Origin of the sequence: Actinophytocola sp., from assembly GCF_036555685.1 — a bacterium.
GTDB lineage: Bacteria > Actinomycetota > Actinomycetes > Mycobacteriales > Pseudonocardiaceae > Actinophytocola.
On record NZ_DATBKY010000206.1, the window covers coordinates 1 to 24,456 of the forward strand.

At 71.1% G+C, this 24,456-nt stretch carries 22 protein-coding genes; 15 read left to right on the forward strand and 7 right to left on the reverse strand.

What is annotated here, in order from left to right; genetic code table 11:
* The first annotated feature begins 41 nt into the window (after window positions 1-41).
* From eboE to VH969_RS19480, 13 genes are all read left to right on the forward strand, one after another.
* Window positions 42-1,175, forward strand: coding sequence for a metabolite traffic protein EboE (gene eboE, locus VH969_RS19420; protein ID WP_331976175.1), 1,134 nt, complete (start codon window positions 42-44; stop codon window positions 1,173-1,175).
* Window positions 1,172-2,578, forward strand: a complete 1,407-nt coding sequence (locus VH969_RS19425) for an alkaline phosphatase family protein (RefSeq protein ID WP_331976177.1) — start codon at window positions 1,172-1,174, stop codon at window positions 2,576-2,578. Before eboE ends, VH969_RS19425 begins: the two co-directional genes overlap by 4 nt.
* Window positions 2,575-3,579, forward strand: a complete 1,005-nt coding sequence (locus tag VH969_RS19430) for a sugar phosphate isomerase/epimerase family protein (protein WP_331976179.1) — start codon at window positions 2,575-2,577, stop codon at window positions 3,577-3,579. Before VH969_RS19425 ends, VH969_RS19430 begins: the two co-directional genes overlap by 4 nt.
* A gap of 89 nt (window positions 3,580-3,668) precedes the next feature.
* Window positions 3,669-4,496, forward strand: coding sequence for a sugar phosphate isomerase/epimerase family protein (locus VH969_RS19435; RefSeq protein ID WP_331976242.1), 828 nt, complete (start codon window positions 3,669-3,671; stop codon window positions 4,494-4,496).
* Window positions 4,497-4,518: 22 nt separating this feature from the next.
* The gene (gene xylB / locus VH969_RS19440; RefSeq protein WP_331976181.1) at window positions 4,519-5,940 is read left to right on the forward strand and encodes a xylulokinase; all 1,422 of its coding nucleotides are present in this window, start codon (window positions 4,519-4,521) and stop codon (window positions 5,938-5,940) included.
* Between the two features lie 67 nt (window positions 5,941-6,007).
* A complete protein-coding gene (locus VH969_RS19445; RefSeq protein ID WP_331976183.1) occupies window positions 6,008-6,358 on the forward strand; it encodes a hypothetical protein in 351 nt (116 codons plus the stop codon).
* Between the two features lie 87 nt (window positions 6,359-6,445).
* Complete coding sequence (locus tag VH969_RS19450; protein ID WP_331976185.1) at window positions 6,446-7,630, forward strand: saccharopine dehydrogenase family protein; 1,185 nt, start codon at window positions 6,446-6,448, stop codon at window positions 7,628-7,630.
* A gap of 273 nt (window positions 7,631-7,903) precedes the next feature.
* Window positions 7,904-9,058 (forward strand): BMP family lipoprotein, encoded by a 1,155-nt coding sequence (locus VH969_RS19455; protein ID WP_331976187.1) that lies wholly within the window; start codon window positions 7,904-7,906, stop codon window positions 9,056-9,058.
* Window positions 9,059-9,133: 75 nt separating this feature from the next.
* Window positions 9,134-10,747 (forward strand): ABC transporter ATP-binding protein, encoded by a 1,614-nt coding sequence (locus tag VH969_RS19460; RefSeq protein WP_331976189.1) that lies wholly within the window; start codon window positions 9,134-9,136, stop codon window positions 10,745-10,747.
* Window positions 10,747-11,841 carry an ABC transporter permease gene (locus VH969_RS19465; RefSeq protein ID WP_331976244.1) on the forward strand — a complete coding sequence of 365 codons (1,095 nt, stop codon included), beginning with the start codon at window positions 10,747-10,749 and terminating at the stop codon, window positions 11,839-11,841. Before VH969_RS19460 ends, VH969_RS19465 begins: the two co-directional genes overlap by 1 nt.
* A 76-nt stretch (window positions 11,842-11,917) precedes the next feature.
* Entirely contained in the window at window positions 11,918-13,204 is a 1,287-nt protein-coding gene (locus tag VH969_RS19470) for an ABC transporter permease (protein ID WP_414638575.1), read from the forward strand.
* Window positions 13,188-13,607 (forward strand): cytidine deaminase, encoded by a 420-nt coding sequence (locus tag VH969_RS19475; RefSeq protein WP_331976191.1) that lies wholly within the window; start codon window positions 13,188-13,190, stop codon window positions 13,605-13,607. Before VH969_RS19470 ends, VH969_RS19475 begins: the two co-directional genes overlap by 17 nt.
* Window positions 13,604-14,890, forward strand: a complete 1,287-nt coding sequence (locus VH969_RS19480; RefSeq protein ID WP_331976193.1) for a thymidine phosphorylase — start codon at window positions 13,604-13,606, stop codon at window positions 14,888-14,890. Before VH969_RS19475 ends, VH969_RS19480 begins: the two co-directional genes overlap by 4 nt.
* A 108-nt stretch (window positions 14,891-14,998) precedes the next feature.
* Here the strand turns inward: VH969_RS19480 and VH969_RS19485 are convergent, their stop codons facing one another.
* On the reverse strand, window positions 14,999-16,096 hold the full coding sequence (locus tag VH969_RS19485) for a PA containing protein (RefSeq protein ID WP_331976248.1): 1,098 nt from the start codon (window positions 16,094-16,096) through the stop codon (window positions 14,999-15,001).
* A gap of 251 nt (window positions 16,097-16,347) precedes the next feature.
* Here VH969_RS19485 and VH969_RS19490 point away from each other — a divergent pair, with 251 nt between their 5' ends.
* Window positions 16,348-17,451, forward strand: coding sequence for an adenosine deaminase (locus tag VH969_RS19490; RefSeq protein ID WP_331976195.1), 1,104 nt, complete (start codon window positions 16,348-16,350; stop codon window positions 17,449-17,451).
* Here the strand turns inward: VH969_RS19490 and VH969_RS19495 are convergent.
* The 6 genes from VH969_RS19495 to VH969_RS19520 form a co-directional block, all read right to left on the reverse strand.
* Window positions 17,444-18,748, reverse strand: coding sequence for a SatS C-terminal domain-containing protein (locus VH969_RS19495; RefSeq protein WP_331976197.1), 1,305 nt, complete (start codon window positions 18,746-18,748; stop codon window positions 17,444-17,446). The two genes, VH969_RS19490 and VH969_RS19495, sit on opposite strands and share 8 nt — an antisense overlap.
* Before the next feature lie 255 nt (window positions 18,749-19,003).
* Window positions 19,004-19,870 (reverse strand): aldehyde dehydrogenase family protein, encoded by an 867-nt coding sequence (locus tag VH969_RS19500; protein ID WP_331976199.1) that lies wholly within the window; start codon window positions 19,868-19,870, stop codon window positions 19,004-19,006.
* Window positions 19,863-21,290, reverse strand: coding sequence for an aldehyde dehydrogenase family protein (locus VH969_RS19505; RefSeq protein WP_331976201.1), 1,428 nt, complete (start codon window positions 21,288-21,290; stop codon window positions 19,863-19,865). The genes VH969_RS19500 and VH969_RS19505 overlap by 8 nt, the downstream gene beginning before the upstream one ends.
* A gap of 136 nt (window positions 21,291-21,426) precedes the next feature.
* On the reverse strand, window positions 21,427-22,395 hold the full coding sequence (gene deoC / locus VH969_RS19510; RefSeq protein ID WP_331976203.1) for a deoxyribose-phosphate aldolase: 969 nt from the start codon (window positions 22,393-22,395) through the stop codon (window positions 21,427-21,429).
* A 10-nt stretch (window positions 22,396-22,405) separates the two neighbouring features.
* Window positions 22,406-22,981, reverse strand: a complete 576-nt coding sequence (locus VH969_RS19515) for a DinB family protein (protein ID WP_331976205.1) — start codon at window positions 22,979-22,981, stop codon at window positions 22,406-22,408.
* Between the two features lie 80 nt (window positions 22,982-23,061).
* Complete coding sequence (locus VH969_RS19520) at window positions 23,062-23,712, reverse strand: DUF1707 SHOCT-like domain-containing protein (RefSeq protein WP_331976207.1); 651 nt, start codon at window positions 23,710-23,712, stop codon at window positions 23,062-23,064.
* Window positions 23,713-23,801: 89 nt separating this feature from the next.
* Here VH969_RS19520 and upp point away from each other — a divergent pair, with 89 nt between their 5' ends.
* Entirely contained in the window at window positions 23,802-24,425 is a 624-nt protein-coding gene (upp, locus tag VH969_RS19525) for a uracil phosphoribosyltransferase (protein ID WP_331976209.1), read from the forward strand.
* Window positions 24,426-24,456 lie beyond the last annotated feature (31 nt).

Consider the following 24,456-nt stretch of genomic DNA (forward strand, 5'->3'; position numbering starts at 1 on the left):
GAGACGTTCGCGGGCAACTCGGTGCTCCGGGGTGGTGGGGCGTGAGGGCCCTTTCCTACTGCACCAACGTGCATCCCGCCGAGGACCTCGACGGGGTGGTGGCCCAGTTCGACCGCTACGCCGAGCCGGTGCGCAGGCTCGTGGGCACGGACGTGCTCGGGCTCGGGCTGTGGCTGCCGGCCTCGCTCGCGGCGGTGCTCGCCGACGACGACGCGGCCCGCCGCAGGCTGCGTGCCGAGCTCGACGCGCGCGGGCTGGAGGTGTACACGCTCAACGCGTTCCCGTTCGGCGGCTTCCACGACGAGGTCGTCAAGCACGCGGTGTACCAGCCACAGTGGACGGACCCGCGGCGCCTGGAGTACACGGTGGACTGCGCGATCGTGCTCGCCGACCTGCTGCCCGACTCCGCGCGCTACGGCAGCATCTCCACGCTGCCGCTGGCCTGGCGCACGCCGTGGGACGAGGCCGACGACGCCGTGGCCACCGGTGCCCTCGCCGAGCTGACCGGGGTGCTCGACGGCATGGCGCGCGCGAACGGCAGGCCCATCCGGCTCGCCGTCGAGCCCGAGCCGGGTTGCGTGCTCGACTCGGTCGCGGACGCGGTGGCCTGGCTCGCGCCCCGGGTCGACCCGCGCTACGTCGGGCTGTGCCTGGACACCTGCCACCTCGCGGTCTCCTTCGCCGACCCGGCGGTGACGGTGGCCGGCATCCACGACGCGGGCCTGTCGGTGGTGAAGGTGCAGGCCTCGGCCGCCTTGCAGGTCGACGAGCCCGGCGGCGAGGCGGCCCGGCTCGCGCTGGCCGACTTCACCGAGCCGCGCTACCTGCACCAGGTTCGCGAGCGCACCGGCGACGGCGGCGTGGTCGGCGCCGACGACATCCCGCAGGCGCTGACCGAGCTGCCCGCGCAGCGCGCCTGGCGGGTGCACTTCCACGTGCCGCTGCACGCCCGGCCGGCCGCGCCGCTGTCGGCCACCACCGACGTGCTGCGTGCCGCGGTCGCCGCACTGGAGTCCAGGGTGGACGGCGAGCTGCCGCACGTCGAGGTGGAGACCTACACCTGGAGCGTGCTGCCGGAGACCGCCGGGGGCGGCGGGGACACGGCGCTCATCCGGGGCATCGCGGCCGAGCTGCGCTGGGCCGCCGCACATCTGTTCGAGGGAGTCGCTCGATGACCAACCAGCTCGTCGTGCTCGACGTGGTCGGCCTGACCCCGAAGCTGCTCGCGCACATGCCGAACCTGTCCGGGCTCGGCCGGCGCGGGTGGCAGGCCGAGCTCGGCACCGTGCTGCCGGCGGTGACCTGCAGCGCCCAGTCGACGTTCCTCACCGGCCGGATGCCGGCCGAGCACGGGATCGTCGGCAACGGCTGGTACTTCCGCGAGCTCGGCGAGATCTTCCTGTGGCGCCAGCACAACCGGCTCGTCGCGGGGGACAAGGTGTGGGAGACCGCCCGCGTGCGCGACCCCGGGTACACGGCGGCGACCGTCTGCTGGTGGTACGCGATGGGCGCGACCACCGACATCACCGTGACGCCGCGGCCGATCTACCACGCGGACGGCCGCAAGTCGCCGGACGCGTACGTGCGCCCGCCGAGCCTGCACGACGAGCTCGTCGGCGCGCTCGGCGAGTTCCCCCTGTTCCAGTACTGGGGGCCGACCGCGTCGCTGCGGTCCAGCGAGTGGATCGTCGGCGCGTCCCGGAAGGTGTTCACCGAGCACCACCCGGACCTGCTGCTCGTGTACGTGCCGCACCTGGACTACGACCTGCAGCGGTTCGGCCCGGACGGACCGGAGGCGGTGCGCGCGGCCCGGGAGGTCGACGACGCGCTCGCGCCGCTGCTCGCCACCGCGCTCGACGCGGGCGCGACCGTGGTCGCCCTGTCGGAGTACGGCATCACGCCCGTGTCGCGGCCGGTCGACGTCAACCGGCTGCTGCGGGCCGAGGGGCTGCTGGAGGTCCACACCCAGGCCGGCATGGAGTACCTCGACCCGTGGACGTCGCGCGCGTTCGCGGTCGCCGACCACCAGGTCGCCCACGTCTACGTGCACGACCCGGCCGACGTGTCGCGGGTCCGCGACATGCTGACCACGCTGTCCGGTGTGGACGAGGTACTCGACCGCGACGCGCAGGCCCGCTACGGCATCGACCACCCACGGGCCGGCGAGCTCGTCGTGGTGGCCGAGCCGGACGCCTGGTTCACCTACTACTACTGGCTCGACGACGCCCGCGCGCCGGACTTCGCGCGCGGCGTGGAGATCCACCGCAAGCCCGGCTACGACCCGGCCGAGCTCTTCTTCGACCCTGCGGACCGGCTGGCGAAGGCCAAGGCCGGGCTGAATCTGGTGCGCAAGAAGGTCGGGCTGCGCTACGCGATGAGCGTGGTGCCGCTCGACCCGTCCTGCGTGCGTGGCTCGCACGGCCGGCTCCCCGCGAGCGCGGACGACGGGCCGGTGCTGTTGTGCTCGGCCCCGCAAGCCGAGCCCGGTGGCGCGCTCGCCGCCACCGACGTCCACGACCTGCTACTGCAACTGCAAGGAATCCCCGACGTCACGGTCTCGGAAGGAGCTCGACGATGAGTCGACCCGTCACGTTGTTCACCGGCCAGTGGGCCGACCTCCCGTTCGAGGAGGTGTGCAAGCTCGCCGCGGGTTGGGGGTACGACGGGCTGGAGATCGCCTGCTGGGGCGATCACTTCGAGGTGGATCGCGCCGTCAACGAGGACGACTACGTCCAGCGCAAGCTCGACCAGCTCGCCTCGCACGGGCTCAAGGTGTGGGCGATCTCCAACCACCTGCTGGGCCAGGCGGTCTGCGACGACCCCATCGACCAGCGGCACAAGGACATCCTGCCCGCACGCATCTGGGGCGACGGTGACGCCGAGGGCGTGCGCCAGCGGGCCGCCGAGGAGATGAAGGACACCGCGCGCGCCGCCGCGAAGCTCGGCGTGGACACGGTCATCGGCTTCACCGGGTCGAAGATCTGGAAGTACGTGGCGATGTTCCCGCCGGTGGGCCAGGACGTCATCGACGACGGGTACGCGGACTTCGCCGCCCGGTGGAACCCGATCCTGGACGTGTTCGACGAGGTCGGCGTGCGCTTCGCGCACGAGGTGCACCCGTCGGAGATCGCGTACGACTACTGGACCACGAAGCGCACGCTGGAGGCGGTCGGCAACCGGGAGGCCTTCGGCCTCAACTGGGACCCGTCGCACTTCGTGTGGCAGGACCTGGACCCGGTCGGGTTCATCCTCGACTTCGCCGACCGCATCTACCACGTCGACTGCAAGGACGCGAAGAAGCGGTTCGACGGCCGCAACGGCCGGCTCGGCAGCCACCTGGCGTGGGCGAACCCGCGCCGCGGCTGGGACTTCGTGTCCACCGGGCACGGCGACGTGCCGTGGGAGGCGTCGTTCCGCGCGCTCAACGCGATCGGTTACGAGGGGCCGATCTCGGTCGAGTGGGAGGACGCCGGGATGGACCGGCTGCGTGGTGCCGAGGAGGCCCTGACCTTCATCCGCACCAACCTGTTCGACAAGCCGACCGCGGCGTTCGACGCCGCGTTCTCCTCGAAGGACTGATCCGCCCTGCCGGTTCGACCGCGTTCTCGACGAACCTCTCCCCGAACCTCTCCACGAAGGGATCTGTCGTGGCCATCTCTCGTAGGTCGATGTTGCGCGGCGCCGCCGGTGCGGCGCTCACGGTCGGCGCGATGAGCGCGCTGCCGGGCACGGCGAGCGCCGGTGGCGGGCACCGCCCGCTGCACGTGTCGAAGGACAAGATCAGCATCCAGCTCTACACGCTGCGGAACCTGTTCGAGGCCGACGTCGAGGGCACCATGTCGGCGCTCGCGGACATCGGGTACCGCAAGGTCGAGATGGCGGGCACCTACGGCCGCAGCGCCGCGGAGTTCCGCCGGATCCTCGACCGCAACCACATCACGGCGACGTCGTCGCACGTCGGCATCGACGGGATCGACCTCGACCAGGCGATCGCGGACGCGAGGACGCTCGGCAACCGCCGCGTGGTCCACCCGTACTCGAACTTCGGGACGATCGCGGAGTGGGCGGACTTCACGGCGCGCCTGGAGGCGGCCGGGAAGGTGTTCCGGCGGGCGGGCATCCCGCTCGGGTACCACAACCACAACCAGGAGTTCCTGCCGATCGACGGCGTGCGGCCGTACGACGTGATCACCCACGGCACGTCGAGGCGGAACGTCTACCTGGAGATGGACCTGTACTGGGTCGTCACCGGGGAGCAGGACCCGGTCGAGGTGTTCTACCAGAACGCGGGGCGGGTCAAGCAGTTCCACGTCAAGGACCGCAAGCCGGACGGCGGCTTCGCCGACCTCGGCGAGGGCACGATCGACTTCCCGCGGATCTTCCGGTCGACGTACCCGCTCGAGGTCGAGGAGTACATCGTCGAGAACGACGAGCCGGTCGACGCCCTGAAGTGCGCCGACACCGGATACCGCTACCTGAGGAACATTCGGTTCTAGGCTGTTCGGGGAGGTGTGGGCCATGCCGCTCGTAGCCGGCGTCGACTCGTCGACGCAGTCCTGCAAGGTCGTGGTGCGTGACGCGGAGACGGGGGCGCTGGTGCGCAGCGGCTCGGCGACGCACCCCGACGGGACCGAGGTGGACCCGGCGGCGTGGTGGGACGCGCTGCGGTCGGCGATCGAGCGGGCCGGTGGCATCGGCGATGTCGCCGCCGTCTCGGTCGCCGGCCAGCAGCACGGCATGGTGTGCCTGTCGGCGGCCGGCGAGGTCGTGCGGCCGGCTCTGTTGTGGAACGACACCCGCTCGGCCGGCGCGGCCGCGGCACTCGTCGACGAGCTCGGCGGCCCGGCCGCGTGGGCCGACGCGGTCGGCGTGGTCCCGGTGGCGTCGGTGACCGTGACGAAGCTGCGCTGGCTCGCCGAGCACGAGCCGGACTCGGTCGCCCGGACGGCCGCGGTGTGCCTGCCGCACGACTACCTGACCTGGCGCCTGCGCGGTGACGGCGACGTGTCCACGGTGACCACGGACCGCGGCGACGCGTCGGGCACCGGGTACTTCGCGGCCGGGTCGGGGTCCTACCGGATGGACCTGCTGGAGCTGGGTCTGGGCCGGACGGTCGGGCTGCCGGCCGTGCTCGGTCCGTCGGACACGGCCGGCCGGGTAGGGGGCGAGCCGGCCGGCTCGCGGCAGGGCGCGGTGCTCGGCGCGGGGACCGGGGACAACATGGCGGCGGCCCTCGGCGTTGGCGCGGAGCCCGGCGACGTGGTGGTGTCGATCGGGACGTCGGGCACGGCGTTCGCGGTGGCCGACAAGCCGAGCGCGGACCCGCTGGGCCTGGTGGCCGGCTTCGCGGACGCGACGGGCCGGTTCCTGCCGCTGGTGTGCACGCTGAACGCGGCCCGGGTGCTCGACGCCTCCGCCCGCATGCTCGGCGTGGACCATGATCGCTTCGCCGAGCTGGCCCTGTCCGCCCCGCCGGGCGCGGACGGCCTGGTGCTCGTGCCCTACCTGGAGGGGGAGCGCACCCCGAACCTCCCGCTGGCGACGGCCGCCCTGCACGGCCTGCGGCTCGCGAACGCCACGCCCGCCCACCAGGCCCGCGCCGCGGTGGAGGGCATGCTCTGCGGCCTGGCCGACGCGGTCGACGCGCTGGTCGCGCAGGGCGTCCGGGTGGACCGGGTCCTCCTGATCGGCGGTGGTGCCCGCTCGGCCGCGGTGCGCCGGATCGCGCCCGCGGTGCTGGGCCGGCCCGTACTGGTGCCGGAACCGGGCGAGTACGTGGCGGACGGTGCCGCGCGGCAGGCGGCGTGGGCGTTGACGGGCACGGACAGCCCACCACGCTGGCGCCTGGGCTCGGTCGAGAAGGTGGCGGCCGACCCGACGCCGGGGCTGCGCGAGCGCTACGCCGAGGCCAGGGAGAAGATCCTCTCCCGGCCCGCGTAGGCGGGCCTGCTAGAAACGGTCGTACCCGCGGGCCGATCCGGCCCGACCGACTCGAGGAGACCGTTTCGTGGAGTTCGTTCGGCAGCTGCTGGTGTTCCTCCACCTGCTGGGGATGGCGATCCTCGTCGCGATGTTCTTCGTGCAGCGGCGCTTGCCGGCCGGCTCGCCGCTGAACGTGGGCTGGCTGCACGGCGCGGCGCTGCAGCTGGTCACCGGGCTCGCGCTGCAGCTGCTCGCGCCGCTCACCCACGCCGACTACAACCACGTCAAGCTCGGTATCAAGCTGCTGGTGCTGCTCGTCATCGGCGGGCTCGCGCTGGTCTACGTGATCCGCCGGGTCCCCGCGCCGCGCTGGCTTCCCGTCACCCTCGTGAGCCTCGTCGTGGTGAACGTGGGCCTGGCCGTGTTCTGGAGCTGACCCCGCCGGGGGGATCCGCGGGCCGTCGAGCGGTCGGTATGGTCGGGCTACCCGTGGGTAGGGATGGCCGCGTGGAGGGAGTCGGGGATGTCGGTGGGCCGCGAGTTCGACGTCGTGCTCTTCGGAGCCACGGGGTTCACGGGAAGCCTGACCGCCGAGTACCTGGCGGCCAGCGCGCCGAACGCCTGCCGGTGGGCGCTCGCCGGGCGGAACATGACCAAGCTCGAGGCGCTGCGCACGCGCCTGGCCGCGATCAACCCGGCCTGCGCGTCGCTCGACCTCTTGCGGGCCGACGTGCACGACCCCGCGTCCCTGCGCGCGGTCGCGGTGCGCAGCCGGACCGTCGTCAGCACCGTCGGGCCTTACATCCACCACGGTGAGCCGCTCGTCGCCGTGTGCGCCGAGGAGGGCACCGACTACCTCGACCTCACCGGTGAGCCCGAGTTCGTCGACCGGATGTACCTCGCCCACCACGAGAAGGCCGTTCAATCCGGCGCCCGGCTCGTGCACTGCTGCGGGTTCGACTCGATCCCGGCCGACCTCGGCGCGTACTACACCGTGCAGCAGTTGCCCGAGGACGTGCCGATCAAGGTCCAGGCGTTCATGTCGGCCTCGGCCGGGTTCTCCGCGGGCACCTATCACTCGGCGATCACGGCCTTCTCCCGGTTGCGTGTGATGGCCTCGGTGGCCGCGCGGCGCCGCCGCGCCGAGGACCGGCCCGGGACCCGTGAGGTCCACGGCATCAAGGGGCTGCCCCGCCACGAGTACGGCTCGTGGGTGCTGCCCGCCCCCGTGATCGACCCGCAGGTGGTTCTGCGGTCCGCCCGCGCGCTGGACCGCTACGGCCCCGACTTCTCCTACGGGCACAACATCGCCGTGCGCCGGCTGCCGACCGCCGCGGCGATCCTCGGTGGGGTCGGCGCGGCCGTGCTGCTCGCCCAGGTGCCGCCGGCGCGCCGCTGGCTGCTCGCGCGCATGCAGTCGGGCGACGGGCCGGACGAGCAGAAGCGCGCGAAGGCGTGGTTCCGTGCCCGGTTCGTGGCCGAAGGCGGCGGGCGCGAGGTGCTGACCGAGGTCAGCGGCGGCGACCCCGGCTACGACGAGACCGCGAAGATGCTCGCCGAGTCGGCCCTCTGCCTGGCCTTCGACGACGTGCCGAAGGTCGCCGGGCAGGTGACGACCGCGGTCGCCATGGGCAACCGGCTGATCGACCGGCTCCAGCGTGCCGGCATCACGTTCCGCGTGGTGGAGGACCGCGCGAGCGTGCGGTGAGCGACCGGGCTGTGGACAACCCGGCGGGTTTGTAACAACTGGGGCGATCGGCGGGCTAGTCCGAAGGAAGACTTCCGGACTAGGACGAATGGCCCTAGAAATCATCCGACCGCACGTGAACGATCACCGTGCGTGCGTCCCGGCCGCAACGCGAAAACGATTGTGTTACGCGAGCCCATGTGGCGGTAGCGCCGGATGACCCGCAGAGTACGGTCTCGCGAATAAGTTTGCGTTCGGTGTGTGCCGGGCGCGGAAGCCGGGAGGAGAAAGGCCTTGCGCTTCAAGCGGGGAGTCGCGGTCGCCGCGATCGCTTTGACCAGCGTGCTGTCCGTGGTCGGCTGTGCGAAGGATTCGGGAACTTCGAACAACGCATCGGGCGGCTCTGGCGGAACCGAGGGTTGTAAGACGGTCGACAAGCCGCCGGCGGCTGAGGGCGGTGCGACCTCGTCCGACGCCGGCGCGAACGTCGACGCCAGCAAGCTCAGGGTCGGCCTCGCGTTCGACATCGGTGGCCGCGGTGACGCTTCCTTCAACGACTCGGCGGCTGCCGGGCTCGACCAGGCCATCGAGAAGATGGGCGTGAAGAAGGAGAACACCAAGGAACTCACCGCCACCGACCAGGAGAGCGAGGACGCCAAGCAGGCCCGCCTCCGCCAGCTCGCCCAGGAGGGCTACAACCCGATCGTGGCCGTGGGCTTCGCCTACTCGACCTCGACCGTGGCGGTCGCCAAGCAGTACCCGAAGCAGCAGTTCGCGGTCGTCGACGGCTTCGCCGAGGGCGCCCCGAAGAACGTCACCTTCCTCGGCTTCGCCGAGCACGAGGGTTCGTTCCTGGTCGGCGTGATCGCCGCGCTCAAGAGCAAGTCGTGCACGATCGGCTTCGTCGGCGGCGTCAACATCCCGCTGATCCAGAAGTTCGAGGCCGGCTTCGAGCAGGGCGTCAAGACCGTCGCGCCGGATGCGAAGATCGTCAAGACGTACATCACCGAGGCGGGCGACCTCACCGGCTTCACCGACCCGCCGAAGGGCCAGGTCGCCGCGAAGGGCCTGATCGACCAGGGCGCCGACGTGGTCTACCACGCCGCGGGCGCGTCCGGTAAGGGCGTGTTCGCCGCGGCCAAGGAGGCCAACGTGATGGCGATCGGCGTCGACTCCGACCAGTACAACCAGAAGACCGTCGCCGCGTACAAGGACATCATCATCTCGTCCATGCTCAAGCGGGTGGACGTCGCGGTGTACGACTTCATCGCCGCGAACGCGCAGAACGACCTCAAGTCGCTCCCGCCGGTCTTCGACCTCAAGGTGGACGGCGTCGGCTACTCCACGTCGGGCGGCAAGATCGACGACGAGACGAAGTCGTGGGTCGAGTCGTACAAGCAGCAGATCATCGACGGCAAGATCAAGGTCAACGACAAGCCGACCGGCTGATCGACGTGCGTGACACCCGTGGGTGTGCGGTTCGCCGCGCACCCACGGGTCTTTCCCGTGAGAGGGCTTCCTTCGATGACCGACACCGACACGGCCGTGCGACCCGCGGTCGAGCTGAACGGCATCACCAAACGGTTCCCCGGCGTGATCGCCAACAGCGACGTCCACCTGACCGTGCGCCCCGGGGAGGTGCACGCGCTCTGCGGTGAGAACGGCGCCGGCAAGTCCACCCTGATGAAGATCCTCTACGGGATGCAGAGTCCCGACGAGGGCACCATCTCGGTGAACGGCGAGCAGGTGCACTTCAAGTCGCCGGCCGAGGCCATCAGAGCCGGGATCGGCATGGTGCACCAGCACTTCATGCTCGCCGACAACCTGACCGTGCTGGAGAACGTCGTCCTCGGCGCCGAGCAGATGTACGGCATCGGCCGCAAGGCCAAGTCGCGGGTCCGTGAGCTCGCCGGCGCCACCGGCCTCGACGTCGATCCGGACACCCTGGTCGAGCGGCTCGGCGTCGCCGACCGGCAGCGGGTCGAGATCCTCAAGGTGCTCTACCGTGGCGCGAAGATCGTCATCCTGGACGAGCCGACCGCGGTGCTCGTGCCGCAGGAGGTCGACGAGCTGTTCGACACGCTGCGCACGATGCGCGACGACGGCTACACGTTCCTCTTCATCTCCCACAAGCTCGACGAGGTCCGCGCGATCGCGGACACCGTCACCGTAATCCGCCGCGGCACCACGGTCGGCACGGTCGACCCCGGCACGGTGACCAGCCGCCAGCTCGCCGAGATGATGGTCGGCAGCGAGCTGCCGAGCCCCGAGACGCGCACCTCGACGGTCACCGACAAGGAGATCCTGCGCGTCGACGGCCTGACCCTGCGCACCCCGGACGGCCGCGCGCTGCTGGACTCGCTCGACATCGTGGTCCGCTCCGGCGAGGTGCTCGGCATCGCGGGCGTCGAGGGCAACGGCCAGACCGAGCTCGTCGAGACGATCATGGGCATGCGCAAGGCGTCCGCCGGCAAGGTGCTGCTCGACGGCCGCGACGTGACCAAGGCCGGCACGCTGTCCCGCCGCGAGGCCGGCATCGGCTACATCCCCGAGGACCGCACCCGCTACGGCCTGCTGCTCACCCAGCCGCTGTGGGCGAACCGCATCCTCGGCCACCAGACCAGAAGCCCCGCCTCACACGGCTTCCTGCTCAACGTGTCGGGCGCGCGCAGCGACACCAAGCGCATCGTCGAGCAGTTCGACGTCCGCACGCCCGGCATCGACGTGACCGCGGGTTCGCTGTCCGGCGGCAACCAGCAGAAGCTGGTCGTCGGCCGCGAGCTCTCCGGTGACCCGGTGCTGCTGATCGCCTCGCACCCGACCCGCGGCGTGGACGTCGGCGCCCAGGCCGCGATCTGGGACCACATCCGCTCCGCGCGCGCCCGCGGGCTCGCCGTGCTGCTGGTCTCCGCCGACCTCGACGAGCTGATCGGCCTGTCCGACTCCATCAAGGTCATGCTGCGCGGCCGGTTCGTCGCCGACGCCGACCCGGCCACGGTCACGCCGGAGGACCTGGGCTCGGCGATGACCGGCGCCGGGGAGGTCGACGCCGACGGACACGGTGCGGCGGACGGGGACGAACCCGGCGCCGACGCCGAGAAGGCCGCGGTGCCCGCTACGGAAGGAGACAAGAAGTGATCGCCAAGCTGCGGTCGTCGCTCTTGGCGCCCGTGCTCGCGATCGTCGTCTCGGCCCTGCTCTGCGCGCTCATCCTGCTGTTCTCCGGGGCGAACCCGATCGACGCCCTCGGCGCGATGATCAGCCAGGTCGGCGAGGGCCAGGTCGCGGTCGACATCGTCAACAGCACGGCCATCTACATGATCGCCTCGATCGCGGCCGCCATCGGGTTCCAGATGAACCTGCTGAACATCGGGATCGAGGGCCAGTACCGGATCGGTGCGCTGGTCGCGGCCATCGTGGGCAGCGCGATCGTGCTGCCCGCCCCGCTGCACTGGATCGTGATCCTCATCGTCGCGATGATCGCGGGCGCGCTGTGGGCGCTGCTGCCGGCGATCCTCAAGGTGACGCGCGGGGTGCACGAGGTGCTCTCCACGATCATGATGAACGCGATCGCGTTCGGCCTCGCGGCCTTCCTGATCCGGCGTGACCAGTTCGGCATCCTGATCGGCAACAACGTCTCCACCGAGCCGATCCCCGAGTCCGGCCTGGTGCCCGGCATCTCGCTCGGCGACCGCGGCACGGTCTTCGGGCTGGTCTTCCTCGCGGTCCTCGCCGCGGCGCTCTACGGCACGACGATGAACCGGACGCGGTTCGGCTTCGAGCTGCGGGCGTCCGGGCTGTCGCCGACCGCGGCGTCCGCGGGTGGCGTGAACGCCAAGCGCATGATCGTGATCGCGCTGCTGTCGTCGGGGGCGATCGCGGGCCTCATCGGCATGCCGGAGATCCTCGGCCGTGACCACGCGTACACGCTGAACTTCACCGCCGGGTACGGCTTCGCGGCGCTGGGCATCGCGCTGCTGGGCCGCAACCACCCGGTGGGCATCGCGTTCGGCTCGCTGCTGTGGGCGTTCCTGGAGAAGGCCAAGGCGGCGCTGGACAACGTCGGCGTGCCCCGCGAGATCGCGACGATCATGCAGGGCCTGATCGTGCTGTCCGTGGTCATCGCCTACGAGGTCGTCAAACGCTTCGACCAGGCGGCCGAGCAACGCAGGGTGGGCCGCGCGCTCGGCACCATCACTGCGACCGAACCGGCACCGGAGGCCGCGAAATGAGCGAGCTCGCGAGGGAATCATCGACGCTGGGCGACCCCGAGCCGCGGCAGCGAGCCTGTGAGGTGTCGTCGTGAGCATGGTCGAAGTCCAGCCGGGCGTGCCCAACACACCCGGTGGCGCGGCGATGACGATGCCGCCTCCGGTTCAGCGCCGCACGCTGCCCGCCTGGGCGTGGTTCATGATCGGCGTCGTGGCCGTGGTCGGCGTGCTGTCGATGACCTCGTACCTGACCGGCCAGCCGGCGCTGACCTCGTCGTCGACGATGCAGAACACGGTGACCCTCGGGCTGCCGATCCTGCTGTGTGGTCTCGGCGGCATCTGGTCGGAACGCTCCGGGATGATCAACATCGGCCTCGAGGGCATGATGATCCTCGGCACCTGGGGCGCGGCCTTCGGCGGCCTGCACGGCGGGCCGTGGATGTCGGTCCTGGTCGGCGCCGTGATGGGCGCGCTCGGAGGCCTGCTGCACGCCGTCGCGACCGTGACGTTCGGCGTCAACCACATCGTGTCCGGTGTGGCGATCAACCTGCTCGGCGCAGGCATCACGAAGTACCTGTCCACGCTGATCTTCGAGCCGCTGTCGAGCAACCCGCGTGACTCGCCGCCGGTGGAGCAGTTCGACACGTACTCGGTGCCGGGGCTGTCGGACTGGCTCGGTGACCTGGAGGCGCAGCAACGCGTGGTCATCTCCGACGTGGCCGGGATCGTGCGTGGCCTGGTGACCCGGGTGTCGCCGGTACTGCTGCTGTCGATCCTGCTGGTCGTCGCGACCTATGTGGTGCTGTGGCGGACCCGGTTCGGGCTGCGGCTGCGCTCGTGCGGCGAGAACCCGGTGGCGTCGGAGTCGCTGGGCGTGAACGTCTACCTGTACAAGTACATCGCGGTGGTCGCGTCCGGTGCGCTCGCCGGCATCGGCGGCGCTGCGCTCGTGCTGGGTTCCAGCCCGTCGATCTACTCCGAGGGCCAGACCGCGAACCGCGGCTTCATCGGCCTCGCGGCGATGATCTTCGGCAACTGGCGGCCGGTGGGCACGCTCGCCGGCTCGACGCTGTTCGGCTACTCGGACGGCCTGCGGCTCTCGTCCGGTCCGGAGACGGTGCACGCGCTGCTGTACTCGGCGGTGATCGTGGCCGGGCTGATCGTCGTCTGGCAGCTGTTCCGGCGGCGCTGGACCGGGGCCGGGCTGGCCGCGGCGGGCGCGATCCTGGTGTACGTGCTGTACTTCTTCACCGACGAGCTGCCGACCGAGTTCCTGCCGTACACGCCGCACATCATCACGCTGGTCGTACTCGCCCTGGCCGCCCAACGACTACGGCCGCCCGCCGCGGACGGCATGCCGTACCGGCGTGGGGAGGGCGACTAACCTGGCCACTGTGGACAGCGCGGTGGACTGGGACGAGCTGCGCGAGAAGGCCGTCGAGGCGGCCGCACAGGCCTACTGCCCGTACTCCGGGCTGCGGGTCGGTGCGGCCGCCCTCGTCGACGACGGCCGTACCGTCGTCGGCTGCAACGTGGAGAACGCCTCGTACGGGCTCGGCCTGTGCGCCGAGTGCACGATGGCGGGTCAGCTGCGGCTGTCCGGCGGCGGCCGGTTCGTCGCGGTCGCGTGCCGCGGCGGCGACGGCGAGCTGCTGATGCCGTGCGGCCGGTGCCGGCAGGTCCTCTACGAGCTCGGCGGAGCGGACTGCCTGCTGGACACGCCGTCGGGGCCCATGGCGATGCGGGACGTGCTGCCGCACGCGTTCGGCCCGGACGACCTCCCGTGAGTACGTTCTCGGCCGTCGACGTCATCCGCACCAAGCGCGACGGCGGGGTGCTCACCGACGAGCAGATCGACTGGGTCGTGGACGCGTACACGCGCGGGCTGGTCGCCGACGAGCAGATGTCGGCGCTCGCCATGGCGATCTTCCTGCGCGGCATGACCGCGGCGGAGACCGCGCGCTGGACCCGGGCGATGATCGACTCCGGCGAGCGGCTCTCGTGGCCCGCCGGCCGCCCGACGGTCGACAAGCACTCCACCGGCGGCGTCGGCGACAAGATCACGCTGCCGCTGGCCCCACTGGTCGCCGCGTGCGGTGCGGCGGTGCCGCAGCTGTCGGGGCGCGGCCTCGGGCACACGGGCGGCACGCTGGACAAGCTGGAGTCGATCCCCGGCTGGCGCGCGTCGCTGTCGTCGGCGGAGATCGGCGCGCAGCTGGCGTCGATCGGGGCGGTCGTGTGCGCGCCCACGTCCGGCCTGGCGCCCGCGGACCGCAAGCTCTACGCGCTGCGGGACGTGACGGCGACAGTGGAGTGCGTGCCGCTGATCGCGTCGTCGATCATGTCGAAGAAGATCGCCGAGGGCGCGGGCGCGCTCGTGCTCGACGTGAAGGTCGGCTCGGGGGCGTTCATGCCCGATCTCGCCGCCGCGCGGGAGCTGGCCCGGGCACTGGTGTCGATCGGCGACGAGCACGGCCTGCGGACGACGGCGTTGCTGACCGACATGTCGACGCCGCTCGGGCGCGCGGTCGGCAACGCCGTCGAGGTGGCCGAGTCGGTCGACGTGCTGCAGGGCGGCGGCCCGGCGGACGTGGTCGAGCTGACCGTGGCGCTGGCCCGGGAGATGCTGACGCTGGCGGGTGTCTCGGCCGACCCGGCGGCGGTGCTGGCGTCGGGGCAGGCGTACGAGACCTGGCAGGCGATGATCTCCGCCCAGGGCGGTGACCCGTTCGCGCCGCTGCCGACGCCGAGGCACCTGGAGCCCGCCGTCCGCGCGCCGCGTTCGGGCGTGGTGGCGCGGCTGGACGCGCGGGCGGTGGGCGTGGCCGCGTGGCGGCTGGGCGCGGGCCGGGCACGCAAGGAGGACCCGGTCCAGTCCGCGGCGGGCGTGCTGTGCCTGGCCAAGCCCGGCGAGCCGGTCTCGGCGGGCGACCCGCTGTTCGAGCTGCGGACGGACACCCCGGACGCGGTTGCCGGTGCGCTCGCGGCCTTGGAGGGCGCCGTGGACGTCGCGGACTCCGTCCCCGACCGGCCACCTCTGATCATCGAAACGATCCACGGCAACCGCTGAGCCCGCCTGTCCACAGCACGTGCCGCGCTCCCGGGTTTTCCGGGCTGTGGCGACGCAAAGCCCGCAACGGCCGCCACGACGGCGGCGGGCCGTTGCGTTGAACCGGAGTCAGCTCGAGGTTTCCTCGGTCTCCTCGGTGCGCGGCTTCTGGGTCTTGCCGTTGCGGCGGCGGGCCGTCTGGCGCGGGAGGGTGGCCGGCGGCCGCGGCTGGGGGCCACCGCCCATCATGAGCTCCGCGAAGGTGGCCATGGCCTCGTCGAGGTGGCCGCCGATGCGCCGCTCCGACTCCTCGTTGCTCTTGCGCACCATGGACGCCAGCTGGTCGTTGTCCGGCTGCTTGCCGAGCGTGCCCTCGACCTTCGTCAGGCTGTCCCGGATGGCCGAGCCCATCGAGCCGATCTTCTCGGCGAAGCCGTCCTCGACCGCGTCCAGGCGCTTCGTCATGTCGTCAAGGCGGCCCGTCACGTGCTCCAGGCGCTCGGCCAGCGTCTCCAGGCGCGCCGTGCCGTCGACCGTCGTCTTGGTGTCCTCGACGGCGTCCTGCACCGACTTGCGCGCCTCGTCGACCGCGCCGCGCACGCCCGTGGCCTTCTCGTCGATGTTGTTGTGCAAGGCGTTCGCGGTCTCGGTCAGCTTCGCCTGCACTGTCGCCGACGCGTCGGACACCGACTGGCTCACCGCGTCCTTCGTCGCGTCGACGTGGCCGCGCAGCGCGTTCTCCGCCTGCTCGATGCGCTCGCGCACCGGGCCGTGGACGTTGCCGGGCAGCGCGTCGAGCTTGCCGTCCTGCTTGTCGAGGTGCTTGTCGATGTGCGCGGACAGCTCGTCGATGCGGCGGTGGATCGAGGCGAGCTTGTCCTCGAGCCCGTCCATCCGGCCCGCGACGCCCTCGAACCGGCCGGCCACCCCGTCCAGCCGCCCGTCGAGCTGCGCGAAGGGCGTGGCGAGCTTGTCCACGATCCCCTCGACCGCCCGCGTCAGCGCCGCGATGGCGCCGTCCTGGGCCTCGAGCTTGGCCATCGCGTCCTCGACGCGCTGGGACAGCGTGCCGAGCTCGGTGCGGTCCGGCATCTCGGACAGCCGCTTGCGCACCGACCCGATGGACTCCAGTGGCGACAGCCTGGCGTGAATCTCATCCAGTGTGTCGAAGATCTGCTGCTGTTCGCTCTCACGGATCTCGGCCGCGCGCACGAGCATGTTGCGCATCCGGTCGAACGACACCGTCGAGTTGTTGTTCTCGTTCACGGAGGTGACCTTCGTCGTGGGGAGGGGCAGGGCCGACGCGGAGGAGCCTAGCCACTCCCAGAACGCGTCCATACACCACCCGTTAGTTCGCGGCAGGCCCAGTTGGGCCGATCGGTCGAGGGTCGTAGGACAAATGCCGGGACCAGGCATGACTTTACGTCGCCCCATGCTTACCCGATTGGATGACTACCCCCGTTGAGTACCGTTGCGTCATGTCGACGACGAACCCCGTTCCGGTGACCCCGGAGGCTGTCCGCACCGCCCCCAAAGTTCTCCTTCATGATCACCTGGATGGTGGTCTTCGCGCCGCCACGGTCGTCGAGCTGGCCGAGGCGGCCGGCTATCGCGACCTGCCCACGAGCGACGCCGCCGAGCTCGACCAGTGGTTCCGCAACGCCGCCGACTCCGGCTCGCTCGTGCGCTACCTCGAGACGTTCGCGCACACGTGCGGCGTCATGCAGAACACCGACGCGCTCGTGCGGGTCGCGGCCGAGTGCGCCGAGGACCTCGCCGAGGACGGCGTCGTCTACGCCGAGGTGCGCTACGCGCCGGAACTGTTCTGCGAGCACGGCTTGAGCCTCGACGAGATCGTCGAGGCCGTGCAGGAGGGCTTCCGGCTCGGCGAGCGGCGCGCGCTCGAGCGGGGCAGGCGGATCCGGATCGGCACGCTGCTGTGCGCGATGCGCCAGAACGCGCGCTCGCTGGAGATCGCCGAGCTCGCGGTGCGCCACCGCGACACCGGCGTCGTCGGCTTCGACATCGCCGGGCCGGAGGCGGGTTTCCCGCCCACCCGCAACCTCGACGCGTTCGAGTACCTGCGCCAGCAGAACGCGCACTTCACGATCCACGCCGGCGAGGCGTTCGGCCTGCCCTCGATCTGGGAGGCGATCCAGCACTGCGGTGCCGAGCGCCTCGGCCACGGCGTGCGGATCGTCGACGACATCAAGGTGGACGAGGACGGCACCATCCACTTGGGACGGTTGGCGAGCTACGTGCGGGACCGCCGGATCCCGCTGGAGATGTGCCCGTCGTCCAACATCCAGACCGGCGCCGCACCGTCGATCGCCGAGCATCCGATCGGGCTGCTCACGAAGCTGCGCTTCCGCGTCACGGTCAACACCGACAACCGGCTGATGTCCGGCTGCACGCCCTCGAGCGAGATGTCCGCGCTCGTGGATGCCTTCGGCTACGGCTGGGCGGACCTGCGGTGGTTCACGATCAACGCGATGAAGTCGGCGTTCATCGGCTTCGACGAGCGCCTCGCGATCATCAACGACGTCATCAAGCCCGGCTACGCGGCCCTGCTGACTACTTGAGGTCCAGCCGGTTCTCGAACGCCTCGACCAGCCGCGTCCACGCCGACTGCTCGGCGTCGAACGGCGGGCTGGGCGCTAGGCGGGTCGGGTCCGGCGAGAGGATGAACGACACGAGCCAACCGAGGCTCTCCGACTGCGAGAGGGCCTCGGCGACGCTCTTGTCGTCCGCCCAGTCCGCCGCGTCCCGCAGCAGCTCGACGGCGAGGTCCAGCTGCACCGGGTCGACCGCGTCCGGACCCTCGGCGATGTCGTCGGACAGGCCGTTCAGCACGTAGGTGTTGTCGGTCTCGACCTCGATGTCCAGGCGGCCGTCCGTGGCCTTGGTCGAGACGTCCGCCCACGTCGACACCTCGGCGAGGTCGTTGTCCTCGTTGCCGTGCTGGGCGATGTGCTTGGCGAGCGCGCGCGGCGACTTCGTCACCACGATCGTGCCGTCGGTGCCGAGGAAGATCGGCTCGTCGTCGAGGTAGCAGCGCAGCGTGTAGTACTCGCCCTCGGCCGTGATGATCTTGATGGGATCGATGCCGACCTCACCCCAGAAGCCGACCGGCTCCTCGTCCTCGGCGTCCTCGTCCTCCTCGTCGTCGGCCTCGGTGTCCTTTTCGGACTCGGCGGCGTCGACGTCGGCGTCGGCGTCGGCGTCCAGGTCCTCGGCGTCCTCGCTGTCGAGCGCGTTCTCGGCCTCCTCGGACTCGGCCTGGTACGCGGCCAGCTCGTCCGTGGTCTGGTCGAGGGTCGCCTTGTCGACCTCGGGCACGATCACCACGTCGTCGATGGCGTCGAGGACCTCGTCCCACCGCTCGGAGATGGTCTCCGAGAGGTCGTTCCACAGCTTCTGGCCCTCGCGGCCGGTGAACGGGAACGTGCCCTGCTCGAGCACGGCGAAGCCGGCCGCGGAGCTCAGCACGTCGTGCACCTCGTCGAGCTCGCACACGTCGGCGAGCGAGCGGACGATCGACACGATGTCGGCGAGCTCGCCGATCGTCCACTGGTCCGGGTCCTCCGCGGCGAGCTCCGGCACGCCGACGAGGTCGTAGGTGTGCGACTCGTCGGGCAGCAGCTCGGGCACGGACAGCTCGGGCACCACGTCCCACGCGGGATGGTCGGCCAGGTCGTGCTCGTCCACCGTGCGCACGAACGCGGCGAGGTGCGCGGCGTCGGGGAAGGCGTACAGGTCGTCCTCGTGGCCGAGGAACGCCTCCCACTCCTCACCGTCCTCCCGCCAGCGGGGTGCCCACAGCGTGACGAGGTCGCCCTGGGGCAGGCCGAGCTCGATCGAGACGATGTCCTGGGACATTGCTGGACCTCCTGGTCACGCAATCCATCGGCACACAGAACGTCGGCACTCTACGTGGTGGCGACATCGTGATGGATCACCGGTCGGAGCGTAGCGACGACGGGTCGAACCATGCGAGCTCATCGGCGGGGCCGGAGCCACACTTCGCGCCACCGTTCGCACCCCTTCCACGGTCGTTTCCTGAGCCGTCCGGCGCAACCGCTCGTCGCGGCGGACCTGGAACGCTCGGCCGGACAGCAGCTCGAGTGCGTGGTTTCACACTCCCATCGGATGCCAGACGGTCTTCGTCTCCAGGAACGCGCGCAGCCGGGAGATGTCCTGGGCCGCCGCCCAGTCCGGCTCGGCCGGCTTGGCGCGCAGCACCCGCTTCACCGTGTTCGCGGCGGACTTCTCCAGCTCGGCGGTCATCGACTCCGGCGCGCCGGCGAGGTCCAGGGCGTTGACGTCCGCGTGGGAGGCGAGCCACGGGGCCAGCTCCGCCGTGCGGCCGGTGAGGATGTTGACCACGCCGCCCGGGACGTCGGACGTCGCGAGCACCTCGGACAGCGTGATAGCCGGCAGCGGGCGGTCCTGGCTCCCGACCACGACGGCCGTGTTGCCCGTGGCGATCACCGGGGCCACCACGCTCACCAGGCCCAGCAGCGACGACGACTGCGGGGCCAGCACGCCGACCACACCCGTCGGCTCGGGTACGGAGAACGAGAAGTACGGGCCGGCCACCGGATTGGACGCACCGAGGACCGTGGCGATCTTGTCCGTCCAGCCCGCGTACCAGACCCACCGGTCGATCGCACCGTCCACGATGGACTGAGCGCGCTTGAGCGGGACGCCCTCGCTCGCGGCCACCTCCGTGACGAACTGCTCGCGCCGGCCCTCCAGCAGCTCCGCCACCCGGTACAGCACCTGGCCGCGGTTGTACGCCGTGGCCCTGGCCCAGCCGCCGAACGCCTTGCGGGCGGCCACGACCGCCTCGCGCACGTCCTTGCGCGACGCCTGCGCGGCGTTGGCCAGGAACGCGCTCTTCGAGTCGCGGACCTGGTACGAGCGGCCGGACTCCGAGCGCGGGAACGCGCCGCCGATGTACAGCTTGTAGGTCTTGGCGACGGACAGACGCTCAGACATCGAGGTAGGCCTCCAGTCCCGTGCGGCCACCCTCCCGGCCGAAGCCGGACTCCTGGTAGCCGCCGAACGGCGCGGTCGGGTCGAACCGGTTGAACGTGTTGGCCCACACCACGCCGGCACGCAGCTTGTTGGCCATCCAGAGAATCCTGCTGCCCTTGTCAGTCCAGATGCCCGCCGACAGGCCGTACGGGGTGTTGTTCGCCTTGGCCACGGCCTCGTCCGGGGTGCGGAACGTGAGCACCGACAGCACCGGGCCGAAGATCTCCTCGCGGGCGATCCGCATGGCCTGGCTGACGTCGGCGAACACGGTCGGCGCGAAGAAGAAACCCTTGTCCGGCAACGGGCACGGGCTCGTCCATCGCGTGGCGCCCTCCGCCTCGCCCGAGGACACCAGCTCGTTGATCTTGTTGAGCTGCTCGCGGGAGTTGATGGCGCCGACGTCGGTGTTCTTGTCCAGCGGGTCGCCGAGGCGCAGCGTCGACACCCGGGTGCGCAGCTTGTCCAGCAGCTCGTCGGCCACCGACTCCTGCACGAGCAGCCGCGAGCCGGCACAGCACACGTGGCCCTGGTTGAAGAAGATGCCGTTGACGATGCCCTCGACGGCCTGGTCGAGCGGCGCGTCGTCGAACACCACGTTGGCCGCCTTGCCGCCCAGCTCCAGCGTCAGCTTCTTGCCCGACCCGGCGAGCGAGCGCTGGATCAGCTTGCCGACGTCGGTCGAGCCGGTGAAGGCGACCTTGTCGACGCCCGGGTGGTTGACGAGCTCGGCGCCCACGTCGCCGGCACCGGGCAGGATGTTGACCACGCCCGGCGGCAGCTCGGCCTGCTGGATGATCTCGGCCAGCACGAGCGCGGTGAGCGGCGTGGTCTCCGCCGGCTTGAGCACGACCGTGTTGCCGCAGGCGAGCGCCGGGGCGAGCTTCCACGCGGCCATCAGCAGCGGGAAGTTCCACGGGATGACCTGGCCGGCCACGCCGAGCGGGCGCGGGTCCGGTCCGAGCCCGGCGTAGCCGAGCTTGTCCGCCCAGCCCGCGTGGTAGAAGAAGTGGGCGGACGCGGTCGGCACGTCCACGTCGCGGGACTCCTTGATCGGCTTGCCGTTGTCCAGGCTCTCCAGCACGGCGAGCTCGCGGGACCGCTCGGCGATCATCCGCGCGATCCGGAAGATGTACTTCGCCCGCTCGGCGCCCGGCATGCGGCCCCACACCCGCTCGTGGGCCCGCCGCGCCGCCTTGACCGCCCGGTCCACATCGGAGGGTGCGGCCGTGGACACCTCGGCCAGCACCTCCTCGGTGGCCGGGTTGACGGTCTTCAGCGGCTCGCCGCCACCCTCGACGAACTCGCCGTCGAGGTACATCCGGTAGCTGGGCTTGAGGTTCGCGATGTCCCGGTTCTCGGGCGCGGGCGCGTACTCCCACATCACTGTTCCGCCTCCCCGGAATAAACCCTTGTGGTCGCCTCGGGCTGATGCCGACCTGTTCGGCACGTACTTGTGGCTGGGTTGCGTCCCGTTCCCCCTGGGTGCGGTCGGCGGCCGCGAGAGTCACTTGTCTTCATCAGTCCACCGTCACGTAGTCCGGGCCGCTGTAGTGGCCCTCGAGTTGGGCGCGGCGCTGCATCAGCAGGTCGTTGAGCAGGCTGGAGGCGCCGAAGCGGAACTTCTCCGGGGTGAGCCATTCCGGCCCGGCCACCTCGCGCACGGCGACGAGGTAGCGGATGGCGTCCTTGGTCGTGCGGATGCCGCCGGCGGGCTTCACGCCGATCCGGGTGCCGGTCGAGGTGTGCCAGTCGCGGACGGCCTGCAGCATCACGTGCGTGACCGGCAGGGTGGCCGCGGGCGACACCTTGCCGGTGGACGTCTTGATGAAGTCCGCGCCCGCGAGCATCGCGAGCCACGACGCACGGCGCACGTTGTCGTACGTGGCGAGCTCCCCGGTCTCCAGGATGACCTTGAGGTGCGCGTTCCCGCAGGCGTGCTTGACGGTGACGATCTCGTCGAACACCCGGCCGTAGTGCCCGGAGAGGAACGCGCCGCGGTCGATCACCATGTCGACCTCGCTCGCCCCGTCCGCGACGGCCAGCTCCGTGTCCGCGATCTTGACCTGGATGCTGGACCGGCCGCTCGGGAACGCCGTGGCGACGCTGGCCACGTGGATGCCGCTGCCGCGCAGCGCCTCGACCGCGGTGGCGACCATGTCCGGGTACACGCAGACGGCGGCGACCGGCGGCACCTCGGGGCGTTCCGGGTCGGGTCTGCGCGCCTTGGCGCACAGCGAGCGGACCTTGCCCGCCGTGTCCGCCCCCTCCAGCGTGGTCAGGTCGACCATGCGGACGGCGGTGTCGATGGCCCACAGCTTCGCCGCCTTCTTGATGCTGCGGGTGGCGAGGCCGGCCGCGCGCTGCTCGACACCGACCTGGTCGACGCCGGGGAGGCCATGGAGGAAACGACGAAGCGAGGTCTCGTCGCGGGTCGCGTCGGTGAGCTCGGGGGGTAGCCCCGTACTCGCCGGTGAGGGTGCTGCCATGCGATCGAGTCTAAGCGGAAGGGGTGGGCTCCCAGGGCTTCAGCCAGGGGGTTGGTTCCCACCCCTCGGTCGCGGCCAGCAGCTCGAACGCGGTGGCGCCGTCGATCGACTCGCGGACGATGTCGGCATGGCCCGCGTGCCGTGCGGTCTCCTCGATCATGTGCAGCAGGACCCAGCGGACCGACCACTCCGAGATGTCCTCGGGGAACCACGGCTCGTCGGGTACCGGCACCGGCTCGCCGAGGTCCGCGACGCCCGCGACGACCTCCTCGGTGTGCGCCGCGACCTCGTCGTAGGCCGCGATCAGCGACTCGAGCGTGTCCTCGGGCGTGAGCACGAACTCGGCACCGTAGTCCTCGACGGAGGCCGCCCGCGGCTTGCGGGCGATGGTGTCCGCCCAGCCGCGCTCGGTGAAGGCGACGTGCTTGACCAGGCCGCCGACCGACAGCGCGCTGGCGCTCGGCGTCGCGCGCAGCTGCTCGGGAGTGAGGCCGAACGCGGCGGCCTTGAGCACCCGCCGCTGCTGGGCGAGGTAGGTGAGCAGCCCGTCGCGCTCGTCGGCGACCGGGCGGGCGTTGGCGTCCATCGGTTCCCCTCAGGTTCGTCCTGTCGAGCGGAGCATGCCAGGCGGCACCGACAAAACCGAGGGACCGGGGAGAACCAGGGCTACTCCTCGATCTCCTTGGGCTTGTTCTTCTGCTTGCGCGGCTTGCGGCGCTTGACGTCCACGCCGCCCATCAGGGCCAGGCCGGTGATCCGCACCAGCGGCGCGCCGGGGCGGGGCTGGGCCTGGTCCTGCGCGTGGTTCTCGAAGGCCCCCATGAAGCCCGTGCCGTTGACCTGGATCGTGATGTCTTCGGGCACGTAGATGTCGATGCCGCCCATCATCGCGAAGGCCTGGATGGTCGTCTCCGCGTCCTCGAACCGGGCGTCGGTCAGGTCGATCTCCACGCCGCCCATCAGCGCCACCGTCGTGAAGGTCGGCGGGACGGTCCACACGCCCTTGCGGTCGGTGCCGGACATGATCGCGATCGCGGTAGCGGACGTGCCGCGGCCGCCGACGCGGTTGACCCGCGAGGGCGCGGGCTGGGGGTAGGCGGCCGCGCGGGCCTGGTTGCCGGCTGGCAGGTCGCGGGTGAGTGGCTCCAGGTCGCCGAAGGTCTTGGCGGCGTAGACCTTGTCGAGCCGCTCCTCGAGCTCGTTGACGGTCAGCCGGCCCTCGGCCATCGAGTCGTTCAGTACCTTCGCGACGCGCTCGCGGTCGGCGTTGGACACCCGCATTTCCCGCGGGTCTGGCACGGCAGGCAGGTCACTCACGAAGGTGAGGCTATCGCGCGTGAGCGGGTCCGCGGGACACGGTCCGGACGCCGGTGACATCCCCATTGTGTCGGTTACCGTGTCGCCTCATGGATGTGCGCACCGTCGACCACCCGCTGGCCAAGGCGCGGCTGACCGTCATGCGGGACGCCCGCACGGACAACGCCACGTTCCGCGCCGCCCTGCACGAGCTCACCGTGATGCTCATCTACGAGGCCATGCGCGACGCCCCGGTGCGCACCGAGCGCATCCACACCCCGGTCGCCCGCACCGAGGGCTTCTGGCTCGCCAACCCGCCGCTGCTGGTCCCCGTGCTCCGGGCCGGGCTGGGCATGGCCGACCAGGCGCACAAGCTGATCCCCGACGCGCAGATGGGATTCGTCGGCCTCGCGCGCAACGAGGAGACCCTCGAGCCGACGCCGTACATGGAGTCGCTGCCCGCCACCCTCGCCGGGCGGCCCGTGTTCGTGCTCGATCCGATGCTCGCCACGGGCGGCTCGATGGAGTACACGATCCGCCTGCTCACCGACCGCGGCGCGACCGACGTGACCGCCGTCTGCGCGCTCGCCGCGCCCGAAGGCATCCGGCACCTGGAGAAGTCCGGGCTGCCGGTCCGGCTCGTCACCGCAAGCGTGGACGAGCGACTCAACGACTCCGGGTACATCGTCCCGGGATTGGGGGACGCGGGTGACCGCCAGTACGGGGCAGTCTGACGCTCGTCCGGAGTGGTATCACGGTGGTACC

What these genes read in the sequence shown, in the direction of transcription:
- VH969_RS19425 (WP_331976177.1), top strand. Translation starts at nt 1,172, where the DNA reads ATGACCAACCAGCTCGTCGTGCTCGACGTGGTCGGCCTGACCCCGAAG.
- VH969_RS19430 (WP_331976179.1), top strand. Translation starts at nt 2,575, where the DNA reads ATGAGTCGACCCGTCACGTTGTTCACCGGCCAGTGGGCCGACCTCCCG.
- VH969_RS19435 (WP_331976242.1), top strand. Translation starts at nt 3,669, where the DNA reads ATGTTGCGCGGCGCCGCCGGTGCGGCGCTCACGGTCGGCGCGATGAGC.
- xylB (WP_331976181.1), top strand. Translation starts at nt 4,519, where the DNA reads ATGCCGCTCGTAGCCGGCGTCGACTCGTCGACGCAGTCCTGCAAGGTC.
- VH969_RS19450 (WP_331976185.1), top strand. Translation starts at nt 6,446, where the DNA reads ATGTCGGTGGGCCGCGAGTTCGACGTCGTGCTCTTCGGAGCCACGGGG.
- VH969_RS19460 (WP_331976189.1), top strand. Translation starts at nt 9,134, where the DNA reads ATGACCGACACCGACACGGCCGTGCGACCCGCGGTCGAGCTGAACGGC.
- VH969_RS19470 (WP_414638575.1), top strand. Translation starts at nt 11,918, where the DNA reads ATGGTCGAAGTCCAGCCGGGCGTGCCCAACACACCCGGTGGCGCGGCG.
- VH969_RS19485 (WP_331976248.1), bottom strand. Translation starts at nt 16,096, where the DNA reads ATGCGCAACATGCTCGTGCGCGCGGCCGAGATCCGTGAGAGCGAACAG.
- VH969_RS19490 (WP_331976195.1), top strand. Translation starts at nt 16,348, where the DNA reads ATGTCGACGACGAACCCCGTTCCGGTGACCCCGGAGGCTGTCCGCACC.
- VH969_RS19495 (WP_331976197.1), bottom strand. Translation starts at nt 18,748, where the DNA reads ATGTCCCAGGACATCGTCTCGATCGAGCTCGGCCTGCCCCAGGGCGAC.
- VH969_RS19500 (WP_331976199.1), bottom strand. Translation starts at nt 19,870, where the DNA reads ATGTCTGAGCGTCTGTCCGTCGCCAAGACCTACAAGCTGTACATCGGC.
- VH969_RS19505 (WP_331976201.1), bottom strand. Translation starts at nt 21,290, where the DNA reads ATGTGGGAGTACGCGCCCGCGCCCGAGAACCGGGACATCGCGAACCTC.
- deoC (WP_331976203.1), bottom strand. Translation starts at nt 22,395, where the DNA reads ATGGCAGCACCCTCACCGGCGAGTACGGGGCTACCCCCCGAGCTCACC.
- VH969_RS19515 (WP_331976205.1), bottom strand. Translation starts at nt 22,981, where the DNA reads ATGGACGCCAACGCCCGCCCGGTCGCCGACGAGCGCGACGGGCTGCTC.
- upp (WP_331976209.1), top strand. Translation starts at nt 23,802, where the DNA reads ATGGATGTGCGCACCGTCGACCACCCGCTGGCCAAGGCGCGGCTGACC.